Here is a 19,917-nt window from a genome sequence, read left to right as displayed (position 1 = left end):
GCCGTGACGGAACCGCTGGAGAAGCGCCTCGAGAAGGCGATGGCCGAACTCCAGGCGGCCCAGGAAGCGGTCGCGCGCACCGAACGCGAACTGCGGCAGGCGTCGTTCGCGGTGCTCTCCTCCGACCGCGCGGTCCGCGCCACCGTGGGCCCGCAGGGTGAACTGGCCGGGATCGAGTTCCTGGAGAGCAAGTACCGCGACATGTCCCCCCAGGAGCTGGCCGCCAGCGTCCTGGAGGCGGCGAACGCGGCCCGCCTGAAGATGAACCGCCACGTGATGAAGGCGATGGCGCCCTTCGCCGAGCCCAGCAGCAACGTGCCGGAACTGAAGGGCTTCGAGCTGGACTGGGAGCGGATCTTCGGTCCCGAGGTACTGCGCGAGGACGACGAGGACACGGCGCGCGACGGCCAGGCGGCCACCCCCGCCTGGCGGGACGCGCTCGGAGAGGACGGGGAGGACTGACCATGGGGCAGCGGTACTACGTCGACCCGCACCGCATCGAGGCGCTGGCGAGGCAGCTGGAGGAGATCGGCACCCTCGCCTCGAGCATCACCGAGGAGTTCCTCGACGAGCTGGCGCCCACGGTCAGGTGGCCCGGCACGGAAGGCGAGTTCGCCGAGAAGGCCAAGCCGCAGGAGCAGAAGGAGCGGCAGACCACCAAGGAAACGATGATGTCCATCCGCGACGCGCTGGTCGGCATCACCGACGCCACGGTCAGCCAGGTCCGGATGATGAAGGACACCCGCGACCGCAACCTCGAGGACATCGAGCGGGGCGACAACCGCATCAGGACCAACGGGTTGAACGGCGACGGCGGCCCGGGCGGGCATGGCCGCCGCTGACCACCTCCGCACCGCCGGCCGCTCCCGCACCACGCCGGGAGCGGCCGCTCCGTCCTGCCCGCACGGTGTCCAGGACGGCCCCCGATGAGCATCCAGGCATCGCCCGAGGTCAACGCGATGATCTTCATCCTCACCGGGGAGAAGCTCATCGACGCCGACGAGGACCTCGCCTACGAGAGCCGACGGCCCTACTCAGGACTGGGCCGCAAGCTGGACCGGATGTCGTCACTGATCGACAAGTCGATCCACGACATCGCCGAGGTCATGCCGGACGACCTGGCCAAGTCGTACGCCAAGGCGATGGGCATGCTCATCGACGACGGCGGCAAGAACTACCTGCGCGACTTCGCCGAGCAGCTCGACAAGATCGCCGAGGGCCGCCGCAAGACCTCCATGGACATCATGGAGTCCAAGTGGCAGGTCATCGCCGAGGTCATCCGGCTGCTCATCGAGATCGCCATCTATCTGGCGATGTCCTTCTTCACCGGCGGTGCCTCGGCCAGCCAGATCATGATGGCCAAGCTGCGCAGCCGGTTCCTGATCCTCACCACGCTCACCCACCTGCTCCAGCGGCTGCACATCGCGCCCTCGTTGACCGAGGCGTTCGCCGAGGCGTTCACCACCTTCGCGGTCCGGCTGGCGATGATGAACTTCGCCCCGGACGGCCGCCGCCCCGACGGCTTCGACTGGAACGACATCCTCAAGTCCGCCGCGTTCGGCGCCGCCGCGGGCTTCTTCACGAGCATCTTCGACAACTTCGCCAAGAACATCGTCAAGAGCTACGACAACAACTTCCTCAAGAACGGGCCGGACCTCGACTTCAAGCCGACCCCCAACCCCAACCTGCGGAACACGCCCGACCTCGACTTCAAGAACAACAGCCCCAACCCCAAGCCGAACCCCGACCCCGGCCCGGGCCCGAACAACGGCCCCGACCCGACCCCGACCCCCAACGGGAACGGCCCCGACGTCACCAACAACACGCCGGTGACGTTCCGCAACGACCCGCTCTCCTTCCGGAACAACCCCGACCTGTGGCGCAACAACCAGCTCCTGCGCAACAACGCCGACCGGCCGGGCGCGCTGGCCGGGCACTACGGGCTCAAGGGGACGGCCGACTTCCTCGCCGCCGGCGCGGGCGAGTCCGTCGCGGAGATCCTGATCAAGGGTGCCTTCGAGGGGGACTGGTCCACCAGCTGGTCCACCTTCGTCGGCGCGGGCGTCAGCAGCCAGGTCGAGGCCACCCTCACCGACACCGCCCAGAACAGCGGCGCCGAACTGCGCCACGTCATCGACAAGATGCGCAACCAGCCGCCCACCGTCTCCGGCGACAGCGCAGACACAGGCGACTCCGACACGCGGGAGTCCTCCGGCTCCACCCGCTCCGAGAACGGTGACGACCCCGGCCGCACGGGCGGTCCCTCGACCGTGAACACCCCGGGCGGCGTCGGCTCCTCGTCCACTTCACCCCAGCCCGTCGCCCAACAGAACACCGGGCAGGGGGACTTCACCGGCAGCGAGTCCCCTCCGCCCTACACCGGGGAAGACCTGCCGCCGTACACGACCCTCGACCCGCCCCCGTACTCCCCGGGCACGCTGCCGGTGACCGCCGCCGAGAACGCGCTGTGGCAGCAGGTCCACAACGGGCCCGCCGAGGTCCGCGAGCAGGCGCTGCGCGACATCGCCGCCCTGCGCGGCGCCGAGCCGCCCGGCAGCACGGAGATCGGCGTCCGTGACAGCGTGCACAGCAACCTGTCGCAGCTGCCCGAGGTCCGGGTGGTGCCCGCCGGGAACGGCCCCGCCGCCCAGGTCGACGCCGACCAGGTCCGCCGCGCCCTTGACGGCTTCGGCACGCCGGTCACGGTGGACGACCCGCTCACGTCTTCCGTCGAGGTGGGCGGGCAGGACGACCGTACGGCTGCGGCGCCGGGTCAGGAGACCGGCGGTCCCGTCGCCTCCAACGGCTCGACCCACGCAAACGCGCCCGGCACGGCCACCGGCGGCCGGCCGGGCGGCGCCCCCACCGGCGGAAGCACCCCGGCCCCGGCCCCCGCCGCCACCCGAACCCCGGACGGCGCGGCCCAGGCAGACACCTCACAGACGACGACAGACGACTCCCGGCAGACCTCCCAGCCGCCGGAGAGCACGTCCCCTGCGGAGGACAGGTCCTCTGCGGGGGACAGGTCCTCTGCGGGGGACAGGTCCTCTGCGGGGGACAGGTCCTCTGCGGGGGACAGGTCCTCGACGGGGGACAGGTCCTCCCAGGAGTCCACGTCTTCCACGGACTCCGATTCCCCCATGAACTCCAATTCCTCCGCGAACTCCAATTCCTCCACGGAGAACACCTCCGCTCCGGACATCACCTTCTCACCTGACATCGCCGTCACTTCGGACTTCACCGGCAGCGTCTCCACCCAGGCTGCGGACCTCACCGCCGCTCCGCCGAAGGTGGGTACCACCGGCTCGTACGCCGACACGGGCGACGCGCTCGACATCAGCGGCGCAACTACGGCACCGCCGCTGACGATCGTGGTCTCCTCCGAGGTGCCGCCGTCGGGGGAGGGGGCGCCGGAGGCCGCTGCGCTGCTGGACGGGGCCGGGACGGAGCGGGCCGTGGTGCTCGGGCCGGCGGTCACGCCCGACGGGGCGGGGCGTCCGGTTCGCGCCGCCGTCGAGCTGACCCGCGAAGGGCCGGGGGCCCCGGTCCGCGTCCGCACGCTCAACGGCCCTCCGCCCACCATGCCGGAGGACGGCACCCCGGAGGCCACGGACGCCACCACGGTCACCACGGAGACCGCCTTCCCCGGCGCGGACGTAATGCTGCCCCTCGCCGACGCCCTCGGACCCGCATCCCGCCCCGCCACCCTGAGCACGGCGACGACCGACAGCAACCCGGTGAGCACCACCACGGCGCCGCCCGCGAAGGTGCTCACGGAGACGACAACGTCCCTGCACGGCAACGAAGTCGACTCGGATTCCAAGGTCGTCACCACCACCATCACCACCGTCGCCACCGAACCCCCCGCGGCCAAACTCACCACCCTGTCCCGTCCCTGGACCGAGCCGGCCACCGACCTGCACCTGGAGTCGGGCCACGGCGACGGAAGCGGCGGACAAGTCACCGGCCTGGGCGGCGGCGGACGCGGTCCCGGCGGCGACGGCACTCCGCCGCCCCCACCCCCGCCCGCCACGCCACCCACGACGCCGGACAACACCCCGGCGACACCCCCCATGGCACCTCCGCCGCCCGGACGGCTCGTCGTACGACCGGTGGACGACAGCGGCAACAGCGGCAACAGCGACGACGGGAAGGGGCCCGCGGGCCCCACGGGCGAGCCGTTCGTCACCACCCTCGACGGCCACACGGTGCCCGTCGAGCAGCTGCGGCGTTGGGTGCCGGACGCGTCCGTGAAGCCTCAACCCGGGCGTGCTGTACGGACGTTGACCATTTCGCAGAGCCCCGCCGAGGACGGAACGTCGCACGGGACGGCGCGCCAGACCCTGCTCGGCCAGGACACCTTCCGCGGTGTGCGCACCACCTCCGGTCCGCCGGCCCCGGGGGACAACTCCGTCCAGCCTCCGCCCCGTACGGTGTTCACCGGCCCGCCGACCGCCCTCCCCGGCTCGGGGACCGAGCAGGGCGCCGACTACTTCGCCGGGCACGGCACCCCCCGTACCGTCACCCTCGGCACCGACGACGCGGCGCGACCCACGGTGAAGGTCAGCGGTGTGCAGCTGGGCGAGGTGCTCAAGTCCTGGGCGCAGGACGGCGATCAGGACCGTCCGCTGGTGCTGTTCTCCTGCGAGACGGGGCGACAGCCTGAGGTGGCGGGCCTGCCGGTGGCGCAGCACGTCGCGAACCGCACCGGGCGGCCGGTGTACGCGCCGACCACCGAGGTGGGCACGGCCCGGGACCGGGACGGCGACGTGCGCCCGGTGCTCACCGAGCGACCGGACGGGCCGGGCCGGTGGCGGCTGTTCACACCGGAGCCGGGCGGCGCCGACCTGGACGGGCTGGCGCGCGACGCCGGCCTGCACACGGGCCCGGAACCGGCCGACGCCTTCGCCCGGGCCCGTACTCTCCAGCAGATCCGCACCTTGCGCGACGCCCTCGGAACGGACGCCGAACAGCGTCCGGAGAACCGGGAGTTGCTCGCCGGCCTCGCCTACGTGGACGGCCTGCGCTGGCTGAGCCCGGACACCGCGACCCGCTACGGCGACGGCCGCATGACCCCGGATCTGCTGCGCCGTATGGTCACCGACCGGGTCGGCGCCACGGGCGGTACCGGCGTCGATCCGGCGGCCGGCCCCACCGTCGAGCAGTACACCGAATTCCTGCGCGCCGCTGCCGAGTTGCGGTCCACCGCCGGACCCGACACCACCCTCGACGCGCTGCTGCCCCCGCCGCCGCCCGCGCTCCCGCCGACCACCCTGGTCTCGCCGGAGGACGTGCGCGGTCTCGCTCATGCGCCGTCCGCGCAGATCACCTGGTCGCTCTCCGACACCCCGCTGCCGCTGTCCGAGCTGGCCCTCAGCGCCGAGGACACCGCGGAACTCGCCCGCCGCAGACCCGACCTGGCGCCCACGCCGAGCCGCCCGGAGAGCCTCGCCGAAGACCTGGCCCTGTACAGCAAGGGCGCCACCACGACCGGCCCGGCGGACACCGTGCATGCGGACGGCACGCAGTTCCGGCGGCTGGACACGCCGGGCGGCGGGGACTGCCTCTTCCGGGCGCTGCTCGACAGCGCGCGCAGCCAGGACGTACCGCCCGCGTGGGCGGCGCGCAACGTCGCCGGGCTGCGCGGCATGCTGCGCGAGCGGATCACCGGGTCCGAACTGGCCACCGCGGCGGCCGAGGCGATGCCGGACCCGGTGCTCGCCGTCGTGGACGACCTGCGGATGACCGCCGTCGCCGGGGTGCGGGACCCGGACGCGCGGCGCCGGATCACCGAGCGCTGGAACCGGATCGCGCAGTCGGTCGTCACCGACGGCGACGCCCGCCAGTGGCGGCGCATCCTCCGCGACAGCGGCTACCCGCACCTCGCCCACGTGGCTCCCACTCCCGCCGACGCGCGACGACTGGGCACCGAAGGGCTCTTCGCCGAGGCCGCCGAACTCAGGGAGTTGTGGTCCTCTCCCTTCGCGGACCTGCTCCCGCAGGCGCTGGCGCACACCCTCGACCTCGACCTGCGGCTCGTCCAGCGCGACCCGCAGGCGCCGGGGAACACCCTCGTCACGACCCTCCACCCGGGCGGACAGGGCGGCACCCTGCACCTGGCCTACAACGGCAGCGACCACTACGACGCCCTGGTCCCGGCCAGCGCCCCGCTCACCCCCGTACCGGACCCGGCCACCACCACCCCGGACCCGGCCACCGAGGAGCCGGACGGATCCGACCCCTTCAGCGAGTGGCTGCGCAGCATGGGCGGGATCACCGACCTCGACCGCCCCGACCCCGAGACCCCCGACCGGGGCGACCCGGTGCCGCTGGAGACCCAGCTCGAACGGCACCGCCCGGCCCGGCTGCTGACCGGCCCGGACGCGAGGCCGCCGGGCCCGGCCCCGCGCACCGTCACCTTCGAGGACGGCAGCCGGCTGCCCACCGTACTGATCAGCCCGGAGGCCGATCCGCACGGTGGCAGCCCGCAACCCCCCACGGACAAGACGACCCCGCAGAGCCCCCCGACCGGGCTCTTCACCGGCCCCGGTGTCCTCACCCTGCGTTCGCCCGAGCAGGTTGCCCAGGAGATCCTCGGGCACCTGCCGAAGAAACTGCGCGACCAGTTCGACGAGGCGGAACTGCTGCGCCTGCTCACCGAGCAGCCGGGCGCCTTCACCGCCCCGCGCGGCGCACGCTTCGTGGGCCGGGAGAAGTCCGGCGTCGGCCACGAGATGACCGTCGAGGCCATCCCGTACCAACGCTGGGAACGCTTCTCCGACGTGAACGGCGGCACCGTACGGCTGGACACCATGCGCCGCGGCCAGGCCGGTACCGGCGGCGGGCGCAGCGTCGGCCACGGGCGCCGGATCGCCGCCGCGCTGAGCATGGGCCCGCCGCTCAACTGGCTGCTGAAGATCGGCGCCTCGCTGGGCTGGACCCGCAGGACCGACTACACCCAGGGCACCCAGGCGTACCACCAGACCGAGCACCGCGCCCACGAGGGCTCACACCTGCACCTGGACGACGTCCACTACCGGGTGCGCGTGGACCGGGTCACCGAGGCGTCACCGAAGACCCCCGGCCCGGACAACTCGCCGCCCACGAGCCCCGGTTGGCGGCGCAGCCCGGTGCACTCCGCGGAGTTCGCCATGCGGGACGGTCTCAGCTGGCGGCTGCCGGACGACTTCACCGTGCCTTTCGCCGGGCCCCGTCGGGCGCCGGAGACGCTCACCTTCCCGGACGGGATCGAGCCGCGGATCACCGACACCACCGGACTGCACCTGACGGACCCGCCGGAGGACCTGGCGCTCGCCATCTCCGGTGCACGGCCCGGTAGTTCGGCGCACCGCACGCTGGTCTCGTACGTCCGTCCCGGGCGACTGCTCGCGCTGTTCGGGCGGTTCTCCGGACCGGTCAGCGGACCCGAGCTGACCCGGGGGAGCGGCCAGCACCCGCTGGGGCACCTGATCGTCGAGCGGTCGATCCCGCACCGGGCCACCCTGGTCACGGAGTCGGTCAAGGCGGAGCTGCGCGACCTCACCCAGACCACGTACCAGAACGAGCGCGGCCACGCCCGGGACACCCGCTTCGGCGTCCAGGTCACCGCCGGCCCCAACTACACCCTCGTCGGCCCGGAGACCGACGTACGTCTCCAGGGCGGCCCGCTGGTCCGCGCGGACCTCAGCACCGGGCGCGGCCACTACCTGGGCACCGACGCCGCCCGCAAGACCACCGGCCGCGTCCGCAACCACCCGGTCGCGCTCTACCGGGTGGAGCGCACCTTGATGGTGCGCAAGGCCGGCGAACCCTCGTCCGCGGCCCGCCCGGTCCGGGTGGTCAGCCTGGACTGGATCTCCACGCAGGACGCCCGCCGGCTCGCGGGCTGGGACAGCCGCACGCCGGGGCAGACCGGCCCGAACCCCGACGCCGAGCCGCCGGTGCCGTGGTACCTCACCCGCGAGGACCCGGTCCACCTCAGCGGCCAGGTCCGCGCCGAGGGCTTCCGCCCCGACCGCCCGCAGAGCGCCGTACCGAACCAAGGGCAGAACCAGCCCCCGAGCCGGCAGCCGGGCCAACAACCCAGCCAGCAGCAGAACCCGAACGGGCAGCCCGCCCCCCAGGACCCCATGCGGGCCTTCGCGGACACGGTTCTCGACACCCTGCACCGCTCGTACCCGTCGCTGTTCGTCCCGCCGCTGATGCTGCGGCACCCGCGGCTGGCCAAGTTCTGGTACGGCGACGGGCGGATGCGGACCGCGCTCCACAACGACCGCCAGGTGCGCGAGGCGCTCAACCGGCCCACCCTCGCGCAGAGCCTGGACGACCTGACCACCACCGGGGTGCCGGTCACCCTCACCGAGGACGGCAAGGTGCGCCGCGGCCACCACACCCTGATCCTGCGGGCCCGGCTCTCCGACCGGCGGTTCGAGACCACCATGAGCGAACGGTCACTGCGCAACGCCGTGATCGGCACCGAGATCTCCGGCCAGGGGCAGCAGGCGTCCACCACGCTCTCCAGCGGTGTGGAACTGGGCATCTCGCCGCGCGACCACGACAAGGCGCCCGAAGCCGGAGTGCCGCGCCAGACCGGCAACGTCTCCGTCGGCGTCCGCTACGCCAAGACCGACCAGAAGGCCACCCGGAACACGGTCGCGGTCACCCACGACCACCTGACGTTCCAGAACGGCGCCGACCTCTACAGCTACCAGGTGGAACTGGGCGCCTCCTTCGAGGGCCACCGCCGCCCACGAGGCTGGGCCCGGCTCGCCTCGGTCGGCCTGCTCGGCGCCGGCGTCTTCGTCAGCAAGGTCGAGGAGCGCCCGCTGTTCAACCGGGGCAGCGAGACCGTGGGCCGCGTGGAGCTGGCCGTGCCCGTGGCGCACGGCTCCGAACGGCACGGCCCCGCCGACCCGCCGCCCGGCGGACCGGTGACGACCCCGGCGCCCACCACCCCCGCACCGCAGCGGCTCTCCGCCATCGAGGCCGACCAGCTCCTCGACGGCACCCGCCCGCTGCCGAGGACGGAATCGGCCGAACGACAGCTCACCCGGAAGCTGCTGAGCGCCCCGCACGTGGTGCTCAGCGCCGAGGGCGGCCCGCAGCGCCAGCAGCTCATGCAGGACACCGCCGACCGCGCCTCGGGCACCTCCTGGCACGTCAGCGCCCCCGGCGCCCCGGTGCGCACCGCCCTGCGCCGGGCCATGGCCAACCTCAACGTGGCCGGTCAACTCGGCCAGTACCTGGGCCCGTTCGGCTCCCGCATCACCGGACTCAACGGTGCCGGACCCTTCCAGACCCACTACCTGAAGGCCGCCGTCCGCGGCGAACTGCACAACCTGCGCGTCAAGAGCGACCCGAAACCCGCCAGCCTCGAAGCCACCATCGGCAACGAGCACCGCGTCGCCGGCAGCGCGAGCACCACCTCACGCACCACCCTCGGCGTCCAGGGCGCCGACATGCCGCTCCAGCAGGCCCCGGGCCAACCGGCGGTGGTCGGGTCCTACTCGACCGCCCTCCAGTACGCCTGGGGCAAGGGCCGCAGCGTCTCGCAGACCCTCACCCGGGGCCGCAACACCACCCTCACCTTCGCCGGGCGCATGTACCTGGTGGTCGCCGACGCCGCCGAGACCGTCGCCGTACGGGACCGGTGGACGGCCGCGATGGGCGCGATCGGCACCCGCGCCGGGGACCGGATCAGCTCCGCCGCCGGCCGGCTCTCCGAGCGCCTCGGACGCGGCCTCGCCCCCCGCCGGGCCGCCGCCGCGCTCCAGCGCGTCCGTGACGCCGTGATGTTCCATCTGCCGATGCAGGACGCCATCGAGGCCGGACTCGCCCCTGACGGTCTGGGCACCAGCACCCCGAGCAACCTCGGCGGCGGCTACCGGCTGCCCGGCTTCCTGCGTGGCCGTCGCTTCCCCACCCACCCCAGTGGCCAGCTCGACGCGAGCCACGCGGCGCGGCAGCTGATGGGGCGGCTGGAGAAGATCGGAGTGCCCTCCCACGACCGCGAGCAGGTCCTCCAGCGGCTCTCCCCGGACTTCCTGCGCGCAAACCTGCACGAGCTGACGACCGACGGGATGACCCTGCCGGTCCGCTACCGGGCCTGGTCCAGCCCGCTGCGGCTGCCGGTCGGCGGCAGCCCAGGACAGGTCCGGTTCAAGCTGACGCCGGTCACCACCACCGTGGAGCGGCTGCGCACCGGCTTCGAGTTGGAGGACTACCGCACCACCGCCCGCGACGACTCCGACGGCTCCTCCCAGGACCGCGGCGCCGACGTGACGCTCGGCGTCGGCCAGCGCGCCGTCGACAGCGGTGTCCTGCTCGCCAACCCCTCGCTCCAGGGCACCGCCGCCAAGCAGCGTTCGAGCACCCGCACCGAGACCGCCGGCAGCACCTCCATGCCGAACATCGCCACCACGCAGGCGCACGCCGAGATCGTCACCGGCTACACCCTGACGGTCACCATGACGGACGCGACCGGCGAACCGCTCTCCCCTCGCGCCGTCGCCCCGGTCGGCAGCCTCAACGAGATCCTCCCCGCAAGCCTGCTCACCCCGGACGGCGCCGGCGCCGACGGTGCGCTCACCGAGCAGGACGTGCCGGAACCCGAGCGCGCGGTACGGATGCTGACGGCCGATCAGGCCCGCCCGGACGGCATCGCCGCCTGGCGCGGCGGCGACACCGACGACTCGGACGTACTGCCCTTCGACGACCGGATCGGCTCCGGCATCCTCGCCGTGGACATCCACGGCGCGGCCAACGTGCAGGACGCCCTGACCCTGGCCACCGCCCGCGCCGACGGCCTCGGCGACAGCGACCTCGGCAAACGGCATACCGGCAGGACGCTCAGCGAACGCGTCCGCATGGCCCGCCTCACCCCGCTCACCGGTCTCGGCACCGCCCCCGCCCACGCCCAGCAGGAGGCCACCACACAGGTCGGCCTGACCGCCGGCTTCCGCGAGGCGCTCGGCGCGAACGGCTCAGCGCTGCCCACCCAGGCCTCCGCCCGTCTCTTCGGCCAGTCCCACACCGCCGACTCACGCCTCTACGCCAAGATGCACCGCCGCGGCGCCCGACTGCTCACCGTGGAGAACAAGCCGCGCATGGAGGCCATGCAGCGCGCGAAGACCTCCGACGCGCTGGAGGCCGGCATCACCGACAACGTCGAGGGCGTGGTCGGCACATCGCCGCTGGCCGGCAACAGCAACGCGGGCGTCACCAACCCGGGCGCCGCGATCCCGATCGGCGGCGCGAACGACGGCACCGCCCTCAAGGGCACCGTCGACACCACCCTCGGCACCCACCTCAAGGTCGTCACCGACCGCAGCATGCTCTTCGCGCTGCCGGTGAGCTGGCTGTCCGTGGCCGAGGTGGACCACCGCATCACCGACAGCCGTCCGCTGCACGCGCTCGGCAAGGCCAAGCGCGGACCCCGGGCCGCCGAGGCGGAGACCACGGCCCTGGTCTGGCTGCGCGAGGACATCGCCCGTGACTACGGCCTCCTGGACGACACCACGTTCCCCGACGAGGTCAGCAGCGCCTGGGACGACCTGGCGAGCGCCGCAGGTGACCTCGCCGCGGCCGAGAAGGGCTACTACGACGCCCGCGCCCGGGCCCGCGAGACATGGCTCGACCTGAGTCCGCAGGAGCAGGCCGCGCTCGGCGACGACCACCCCGACCGGCCGACCGTCCTGCCGCAGGCCATGGCCCAGTCCCCGGCCGTCGCCGCCTGGCAGGCCGCCCGCGAAGAGGTCCGCCGCTGGGAACAGCGCACCGACGCCGCCGCCGCGGACCACCACCGGCTGCACCTCGCAGCCTCCCGCCTCACCGCCCATCACCAGGGTTCGGCCTCGGTCCCGGTGCCGGACCGGCCGCAGGAGTACACCGCGCCGGACTGGCGCTCCGAGGCGCCCGAGCCGTACACCGTCACCGACGGCACCGACTCGGCCCCGCGCACCCTCACCTCGCCGGACGGCACCACCGTGCGCGAGGTGCACGACATGCCGCACGACGGCGCCTCCTTCTTCCACGCACTGCTCGCCGCCGCCCACGACCGCGGCCGGCTGCCCCACCTGCTCGGCACCGACCTCGCCGGCCGGTTCACCGCCGCCCCCGGCGACCCGGCGGTCACCGAGCGGGCCGTCCGCGCCGCCCGCAACCGCCTCGCCTGGGCCCTGGGCGAGGACAGGAACGCGGACCTGCTCGACGGCCTCGCCCTGGACGCCGCGGACACCTTCACCCAGGGCGAACTCGACTTCGCGGGCGTGCAGTTGAGCCCCGCCCAGCAGGCCGAGTTCGATGCGCTCGGCCGGCTCCCGCAGACCGTCTGGCCGACCCCCGCACAACGCGTGGCGCTGGCCACCGCGGCCATGCTCCGCCCGTTCACGAGCGAGCCGCGTCAGGACGACGGCACCGTGCAACCCGGCGGCGAACCGGCCTCGCCCGAGCGCCGCGCCGGCGACCACGGCGGCGCCGACCTGCTGCCCGCCCTCGCCGCCCGGGTTCTGGGCACGCCCCTCACCGTGGTGACCGGCGAGGGCCGCGACCAGCGCTTCCTCCCGCACGGCACCGATCCGGCCGCCGTCGACCCGGCCACCGATCCGGTCCTGTTCGCCGCCGACGGCTTCTTCCACGCCGCGCTTCCGCCCGGCACCCCACCCCCCGTCGCCACCCCGCTCCCGGCCCCGGCCGGCTCCACCATGACCGCCGGCACGACGACCGGACCCGCCTCGCAGCAGCAGTCCGCGAAGCCGCCGGCGCACCACAGCCATGCCACCCCGCCCTGGATGCCACCCGCCGACAGCAGCGGCCCCCGCTACCGCCTCGACCGCGACGGCATCCTCACCGCACCCGACGGCGCCACGTACACCCAGGGCACTCCCACCGGCCGCGGCAACGGCTTCTTCGCCGCGCTCTCCACGGCCCTGCACCACGCCGCCGACCAGCCGGGCCTGGACAGCCGCGGGGCAGCCCGACTGCGCAGCCGCGCCGGAGCCCCGCCCAACCGGCTGATGCGCCTGAACGGCCTCCCCGGCACCCCGGCCGAGCGCGACTCGCTCTTCACGCCCCCGCCGCTCCGCCGGCTCCCCGGCACGCCCGCACCGAGCCAGGACGCCCGCGACGGCCACCTGCGCCGCCACCTCGCCGACGCCCCCTGGGGCCCGGCGGCCGACCGCGCGGTGGCCGAGTGGGCCGCCGCCGCGACCGGCGCCACCGTCACCCTGATCGAGGAGAACGGCACCGCCCACACCTACGCCGGACCGTCCGGCGAAGCGGGCCCCCACCTCAGACTGCGCCGCCGCGGCGGCGACTTCGTCCCCCTGACCCTGCGCACCCCGGCACCCGAGCCGCGGCAGGACGACGAGCAGGACCCGGCCACCATCCCGCTGCCCCCGTCCCCCACGGGCAACGACCTCCCGAGCCCCGCCGGCTTCCCCACCGAGGAGGAGGCGCTCGACCTGAGCACCCTGTCCGGAAACAGCCCCACCCCGCACCTGGGGGACACGGGCGACACGGGGCAGCCGGGCGAGGACTCGGACGTCGAGATGGACCTCGAATCCGACGACGACTCCGCGCCCGAGGAAGCTGCCGTACTCACCGGCCCGGAGACCGAGTTCGCGACCCGGTTCGCCGACCTCCTCAACGAGGCCGACCTGCGGGTCGACTCCCTGCTGGACGTGGTGCGACAGCGCAACACAGCCCTCGGCGGCTTCCCGGACGTGGCGTTCGACAGCGCCTTCACCGAACTCACCGGCATCGGCGTACCCGAGGCCCTGGACCAGGCGGAGCAGGACGGCCGACTGGAGACCGAGGACTACGACGACCTGCGCGAGGCCCTCGGCCTCGGTACCGGCAGCCCGTTCACCCAGACACGCCCCACCGGCACCTCGGCGCGGGACCGCGAGGTGACACTGCGGATGCTGGACCGGGTGGCCCGCCTGGTGAAGGAAGCCCTCCGCAAGGAGGACCGGGAAGCGGACGCCCAGGTCACCCCGCACATCGCCGTCGCCCTCCTGCCGGACGGCTCCCTCGGCATCGCGGGCAACACCGGCGCGAAGGCGCTGACCAGCGACGAGGCCGCCCTGGTGGAGCAGGAACTGCGCTGGTTCGTCACCGGTCAGGAAGCGGCAGGCACACCGCGCCTGCGGAAGCTGGAGCAGTGGAACCGGGACGAGGAGCAGCACCGGCAGGGCCGGGCGCGGCTGGACCGGCGACAGCAGGAACTCGACCAACGGGCAGAGGAGTTGGCGGACCTGGGGGCGCGGCTCGACGAACAGTACGAGTCGGGCGACTGGAACGACGAGCGGCAGCAGCAGTGGGACAACCTCCCGAACGAGGAAGAGGTCCTCCGGCAGGACCGCCAACTCCTGACGGCGGACCAGCAGCAGTGGCGGCGCGACGAGCGGTGGCTGGCCCGCAGGCGGCCCGCCATGGCACGGGAGATGCGCGACCGTACGAAGCTACGGGCCCTGGCCACCGGCTGGTACCGGCTCTACCACCCGGGTTCACCCGAACTCGACCTCGTCAAGCGGGCGTTGGCCAACCCGACCGTCCTCAACGTCAGCGGCCGCGACGCGACCCCGGCCTTCGGATCGTACGGCTCCGAACACGGCGAGCTGACCCTGCTCGGGCACTGGGTCGAGCACTGGCAGAGCAACCCCGGCGACCCGAGCAACCCGCAGACGCTAGACCTCGGCGGGTTCAAGATGGCCTGCGCCTCCTGCGACCTCGCCTACCAGGCGGTCAACGAGCACATCGGGCGCCCCCTCGGCCACCGGGTGCACGCGTCCGGGACCCACGGCACCTTCTTCCCCGGCTGGCGCATGCCGCAGTGGATGCAGCAGCGGACGGAGCTGTGGAACCACATCCGGGACAACGCGGGGAGCATCGGCGCGACCCTCGACGAGAACGGCGTACTCAACGGCGACAGGACCGGCACCGGGGGCCCGCAGAACCCCGACGCGTCCTCCTCCGAGTACGAGTCCGGCGGCGAGGCAATGGACACGGACGCCGCGATGGACACGGATGCCGCCCCGGACAACGCGGCGCCGAGCCCGGAAGCGGTGGGCCCGCGGCTGCCCCAGAACCCGTCCGCCGAACCACCGAGGGCGACCATCCCCACGCCACGGGGCCCGCGCGACACCCGCCCCCGCTTCGTGGTGCGGTCGGGCTTCGACACCCGTCGGTTCTCGTACCAGGGGGAGCGGGTCACCGACCTCACGGTACGGCTGGCGATCCGGGGTCCGGAGGGTCAGACCGCCCACGTCCGCGACCAACTCGACGCAGGTGTACGTGACTTCCTGAACGCCCCCGAGTACCGCCTGCCGAACGGCGACCGTCTGCATGTGACGGTCGAGTACGTCGATCCGTCCGAGAACCCGCACTTGGCGGTGGACCTGGCGGGCCGGGACCGGCCGATGGACCAGAACACGTGGTGGGCGGACGCCGATCCGGTGCACATGGTCCACGAACTCACCCACCAGCTGGGCCTGCGTGACGAGTACCGTGACGCCGACTCCCCGCACCGCCCTCACATCCCGGGCAGCCTGCTGGGCGACCTCAACGCTGACCCCGAGGACGCCTCCCTCGCCGCTTCCGGTCTGCGGGGCAGGCATCTGGCGCTGCTCGGCGCCCTGATCGGGGATGTGACTCCGGCGCCCGACCAGGACACGGAGCAGAGCTGGGACGCGGCACGCACCGCCACCACACCGATCACCCGCGAGTCCGTCTGGGTCGACCCGGTCTCCCTGCCCCGACCGGCCAACGGCACAGCAACCACCGAAGTCCCGGCCCGAATGCCGCAGGCCGCGACCCTCACACCGTTCAAGTCGGGCAGCTTCGAGTTCACGAACCTGAAGCACACCGACGAGAAGTACCGCGACAAGGCCGTCCGGATCATCGAACTGCTCAGGGAACATCCGACGATCCGGGACTACATCGGCAACCGCCCCTGCCGTATCACCCTGCACCTGCGCACCACGGAAACCCCGGCCGATGTCACCGACCTGGGCGATGAGGGCGTCCAGATCAACCTCGCCAGCTACTACTTCGAGAAGTACGGCATCGGCCACGTCATGGGCATGCTGGCCCACGAGATCGGCCTGCATCCCCTGGCCTCGCGGGACACGAGCATCCCGGACGAGGAGGCGATGTTCCGGGGCATCCCTCTGCCGGTGCCGGGCCTGTCGGAATCGAAGACGCCGCGCACCATGAGCACGGAAGGCGCCGGGCAGGCCGACCACATCATGGCCGCCTTCACCAGCAGCACCCGGCACCGGATCTACCGGGACATCGTCCTGAAGATGGCCGACATGCTGGCCGACGCCGCGCGGGACGGCGTGGAGGGAGCCAAGGCCAAGGACGTCACGGACCTGATCGACTGCTACTTGATGGACGTTGCCTCGATCGCCATCACCAGCGACTACCGGATGAACGCGGCAAAGGAGCCCGGCAACACCGCCAAGGTCTACAACGCCTACAAGGCCCTGCTCGCCGAGCACATGGCCGAAGACAGCCCCGCCCGCACCCTGCTGCCCACCGACAAGGGCCTGTTCGGCGTCGTGCGGGACTTCGCCCAGCTCGCCACCAGCCTTGCGACCAACAACCGCGGCGACAGCATCCAGCAGCCCATCACGACCGACGAGGCCCAGCCACGGCTCCCGAAGCACCCCGAGACGCTCGCTCAGCAAGCATCGCCGCCCTCCCCGTCCCCGCGCGACAGCGGCCCGCGCTTCGTGGTGCGGTCAGGCTTCGACGCGCGTCGGTTCTCGTACCGGGGAGAGCAGGTCACCGACCTCACCGTCCGTGTCGCGCTGCGCGGTGCGGAGGCACAGACCGCGCATGTCCGCGCCCAACTCGACGCGGGCGTACGGCAGTTCCTGAACGGTCCGGCGTACCGCCTGCCGAACGGTGACCGTCTGCATGTCACCGTCGAGTACGTCGACCCTGCCGATGCCCCCCACCTGACCGTGGACCTGGCGGGCCGGGACCGGGCCATGGACCAGAACACGTGGTGGACGGACGCCGACCCCGTGCACCTCGTCCATGAGCTGACCCACCAGCTCGGCCTGCGTGACGAGTACCGTGACGCCGATTCCCCGCACCGCCCCCACATCCCGGGCAGCCTGCTGGGTGACCTCAACGCCCGCCCCGAGGACTCCTCCCTCGCCGCTTCCGGTCTTCGCGGCCGGCACCTGGCTCTCCTCGACGCGCTCATCGGGGATGTGACCCCAGCTGCTGAGCAGCACCCCGAGCAGACCTGGGACGACGCCCGCACGGGCGTCACACCGGTCGCGCGCGCGTCCGTCTGGGTCGACCCGGTCTCTTTGCCGCAGCCCGCCGAGGGCACGGACACCACCGAGGTCCCGGCCCACATGCCGCAGGCTGACGTACCCGTCACACCCTTCAAGTCGGGGAACTTCGAGTTCACCAACCTCAAGCACACGAATGAGAGGTACCGCGACAAGGCGATCCGGATCATCGAGCTGCTCCGCAAGCACGACACGATTCGGGACTACATCGGCAACCGTCCCTGCCGTATCACTCTGCACCTGCGCACGACGGAGACTCCGGCTGATGTGACGGATCGCGGCGACGACGGCGTGGACATCAATCTGGCGAGCTATTACTTCGAGAAGTACGACATCGGCTACATCATGGGGATGCTGGCCCACGAGATCGGCCTGCATCCCCTCGCCTCGCGGGACACGAGCATCCCGGACGAGGAGTCGATGTTCGAGGACGTCCCCCTCACCGTGCCGGGCCTGGCGGACCTCAAGAACCCGCGGACGATGAACACCAAGGGCGCGGGGCAGGCGGACCACATCATGGCTGCCTTCCCCAGCAGCACGAGGCACCGTACGTACCGCGACATCGTCGCGAAGATGGCCCATGTCCTCGTGGATGACGCCCAGGACGGAGAAGACGGCGCCAAGGCCAAGGACGTCACGGACCTGATCGACTGCTACCTGATGGACCTGGCGACGATCGCCATCACCAACGACAAACGCAAGGACGCGGCCTGGGAGCCCCGTAACACGGCGAAGGTCTACAACGCGTACAAGGAGATGTTCGCCGCCCAGCTCGCGGAGGACAGCCCCGTCCGGCCGCTGTTGCCGCCGGACAAGGTCTGGTGGAAGGTCACGGGCAACTTCCTGGGCCTCGGTGCCAGCTTCACGTTCACCAACAAGGGCGACAGCATCCAGACCGTCGCGCCGGAACAGAGCGCCAGCACGGACGAGGCCCGGCCGCGCCTGCCGCAGCACGGCTCGGACAGTGCTACCGAGAGCCCGTCGGCTGCGCCGCCGTCCCCGGCCCGGCGCGACAACCGGCCCCGGTTCGTGGTGCGTTCGGGCTTCGATGCCCGGCGGTTCTCGTACCGGGGCGAGCCTGTCACCGACCTCACCGTGCGGATCGCTATGCGCGGCACGGAAGGGCAGATCGCATATGTGCGTGACCAACTCGACGCCGGGGTACGTGAGTTCCTGAACGACCGGGCGTACCGCCTGCCCAACGGTGACCGACTGCATGTCACCGTCGAGTACGTCGACCCTGCCGATGCCCCCCACCTGACCGTGGACCTGGCGGGCCGGGACCGGGCCATGGACCAGAACACGTGGTGGACGGACGCCGACCCCGTGCACCTCGTCCATGAGCTGACCCACCAGCTCGGCCTGCGTGACGAGTACCGTGACGCCGATTCCCCGCACCGCCCCCACATCCCGGGCAGCCTGCTGGGTGACCTCAACGCCCGCCCCGAGGACTCCTCCCTCGCCGCTTCCGGTCTTCGCGGCCGGCACCTGGCTCTCCTCGACGCGCTCATCGGGGATGTGACCCCAGCTGCTGAGCAGCACCCCGAGCAGACCTGGGACGACGCCCGCACGGGCGTCACACCGGTCGCGCGCGCGTCCGTCTGGGTCGACCCGGTCTCCCTGCCCCAGCCGGCCGACCGCACCGACCCCACGGCCTCAGAGGTCACGCCCCACATGCCGGCGGACCCGAACGCGACGTCCGCCGCGGTCGAGCCGGCCCTCGTCCCCTTCAAGTCGGGGAACTTCGAGTTCACCAACCTGAAGCTCACGGACGACAGGTACCGCGACAAGGCCGTCCGCATCATCGAGTTGCTGCGCAAGCACGCGACCATCCGGAGCTACATCGACGATCGCCCGTGCCGCATCACCCTGCTGGTGCGGACCACGGAGACGCCGGCCAATGTGCGGGACCGGGGCGCCGACGGCGTCGACATCGAACTCGCCAGCTACTACTTCGAGAAGTACGACATCGGCTACGTGATGGGCATGCTGGCCCATGAGATCGGACTGCATCCGCTGGCCTCCCAGAACGCGGGCATCCCCGACGAAGAGATGATGTTCCGGGGAGTACCGCTGGCGGTGCCCGGACTGTCCGATCTGAAGACGCCGCGCACGATGAGCACGGAGGGTGCCGGGCAGGCCGACCACATCATGGCCGCCTTCCCCAGCAGCACGAGGCACCGGATGTACCGCGAGATCGTCATGGAGATGGGCCAGGTGCTCGCGCGGGACGCGGCGACCGGGGACGACAACGCGAAGTCCAAGGACGTCACGGACCTGTTCGACTGCTACCTCATGGACCTCGCCTCGATCGCGGTCACCAACGACCACCGGATGAACGCGGCGACCGAGCCCGGCTACACGGCGAGGGTCTACAACGCGTACAAGGAGATGCTCCGAGCCCAGCTGGCCCAGGACGCCGCGCTCCCGGCCCTCCTGCCGTCGGACAAGAGCATGTTCGGCGTGATCAACGATTTCCGGCGCATCGGCACCCACATCGCGATCAACAACCGAGGCGACAGCATCCAGCAGCCCCTCGCGACCTGAGCCCGGCCGAGCGCCCGGCCAAACGCCCGGCCAAGAACCTCGCGCCACACATGCTGAC

General features: G+C 72.4%; 3 protein-coding genes. All 3 read left to right on the top strand.

Going from position 1 to position 19,917, the window contains the following annotated elements:
* Positions 1–3: 3 nt before the first annotated feature.
* The 3 genes from OHT51_RS04545 to OHT51_RS04535 all read left to right on the top strand — a co-directional run bounded on the left by OHT51_RS04545 (position 4) and on the right by OHT51_RS04535 (position 19,859).
* Positions 4–462 carry a YbaB/EbfC family nucleoid-associated protein gene (locus tag OHT51_RS04545; RefSeq protein ID WP_328877570.1) on the top strand — a complete coding sequence of 153 codons (459 nt, stop codon included), beginning with the start codon at positions 4–6 and terminating at the stop codon, positions 460–462.
* A gap of 2 nt (positions 463–464) precedes the next feature.
* Complete coding sequence (locus OHT51_RS04540) at positions 465–842, top strand: hypothetical protein (protein WP_328877569.1); 378 nt, start codon at positions 465–467, stop codon at positions 840–842.
* Between the two features lie 84 nt (positions 843–926).
* Positions 927–19,859 carry a WXG100-like domain-containing protein gene (locus OHT51_RS04535; RefSeq protein ID WP_328877568.1) on the top strand — a complete coding sequence of 6,311 codons (18,933 nt, stop codon included), beginning with the start codon at positions 927–929 and terminating at the stop codon, positions 19,857–19,859.
* The last annotated feature ends 58 nt before the right edge of the window (positions 19,860–19,917 follow it).

It is taken from the genome of Streptomyces sp. NBC_00299 (assembly GCF_036173045.1).
Classification (GTDB): Bacteria; Actinomycetota; Actinomycetes; order Streptomycetales; family Streptomycetaceae; genus Streptomyces; species Streptomyces machairae.
This window is presented reverse-complemented; position numbering and strand designations above follow the sequence as displayed.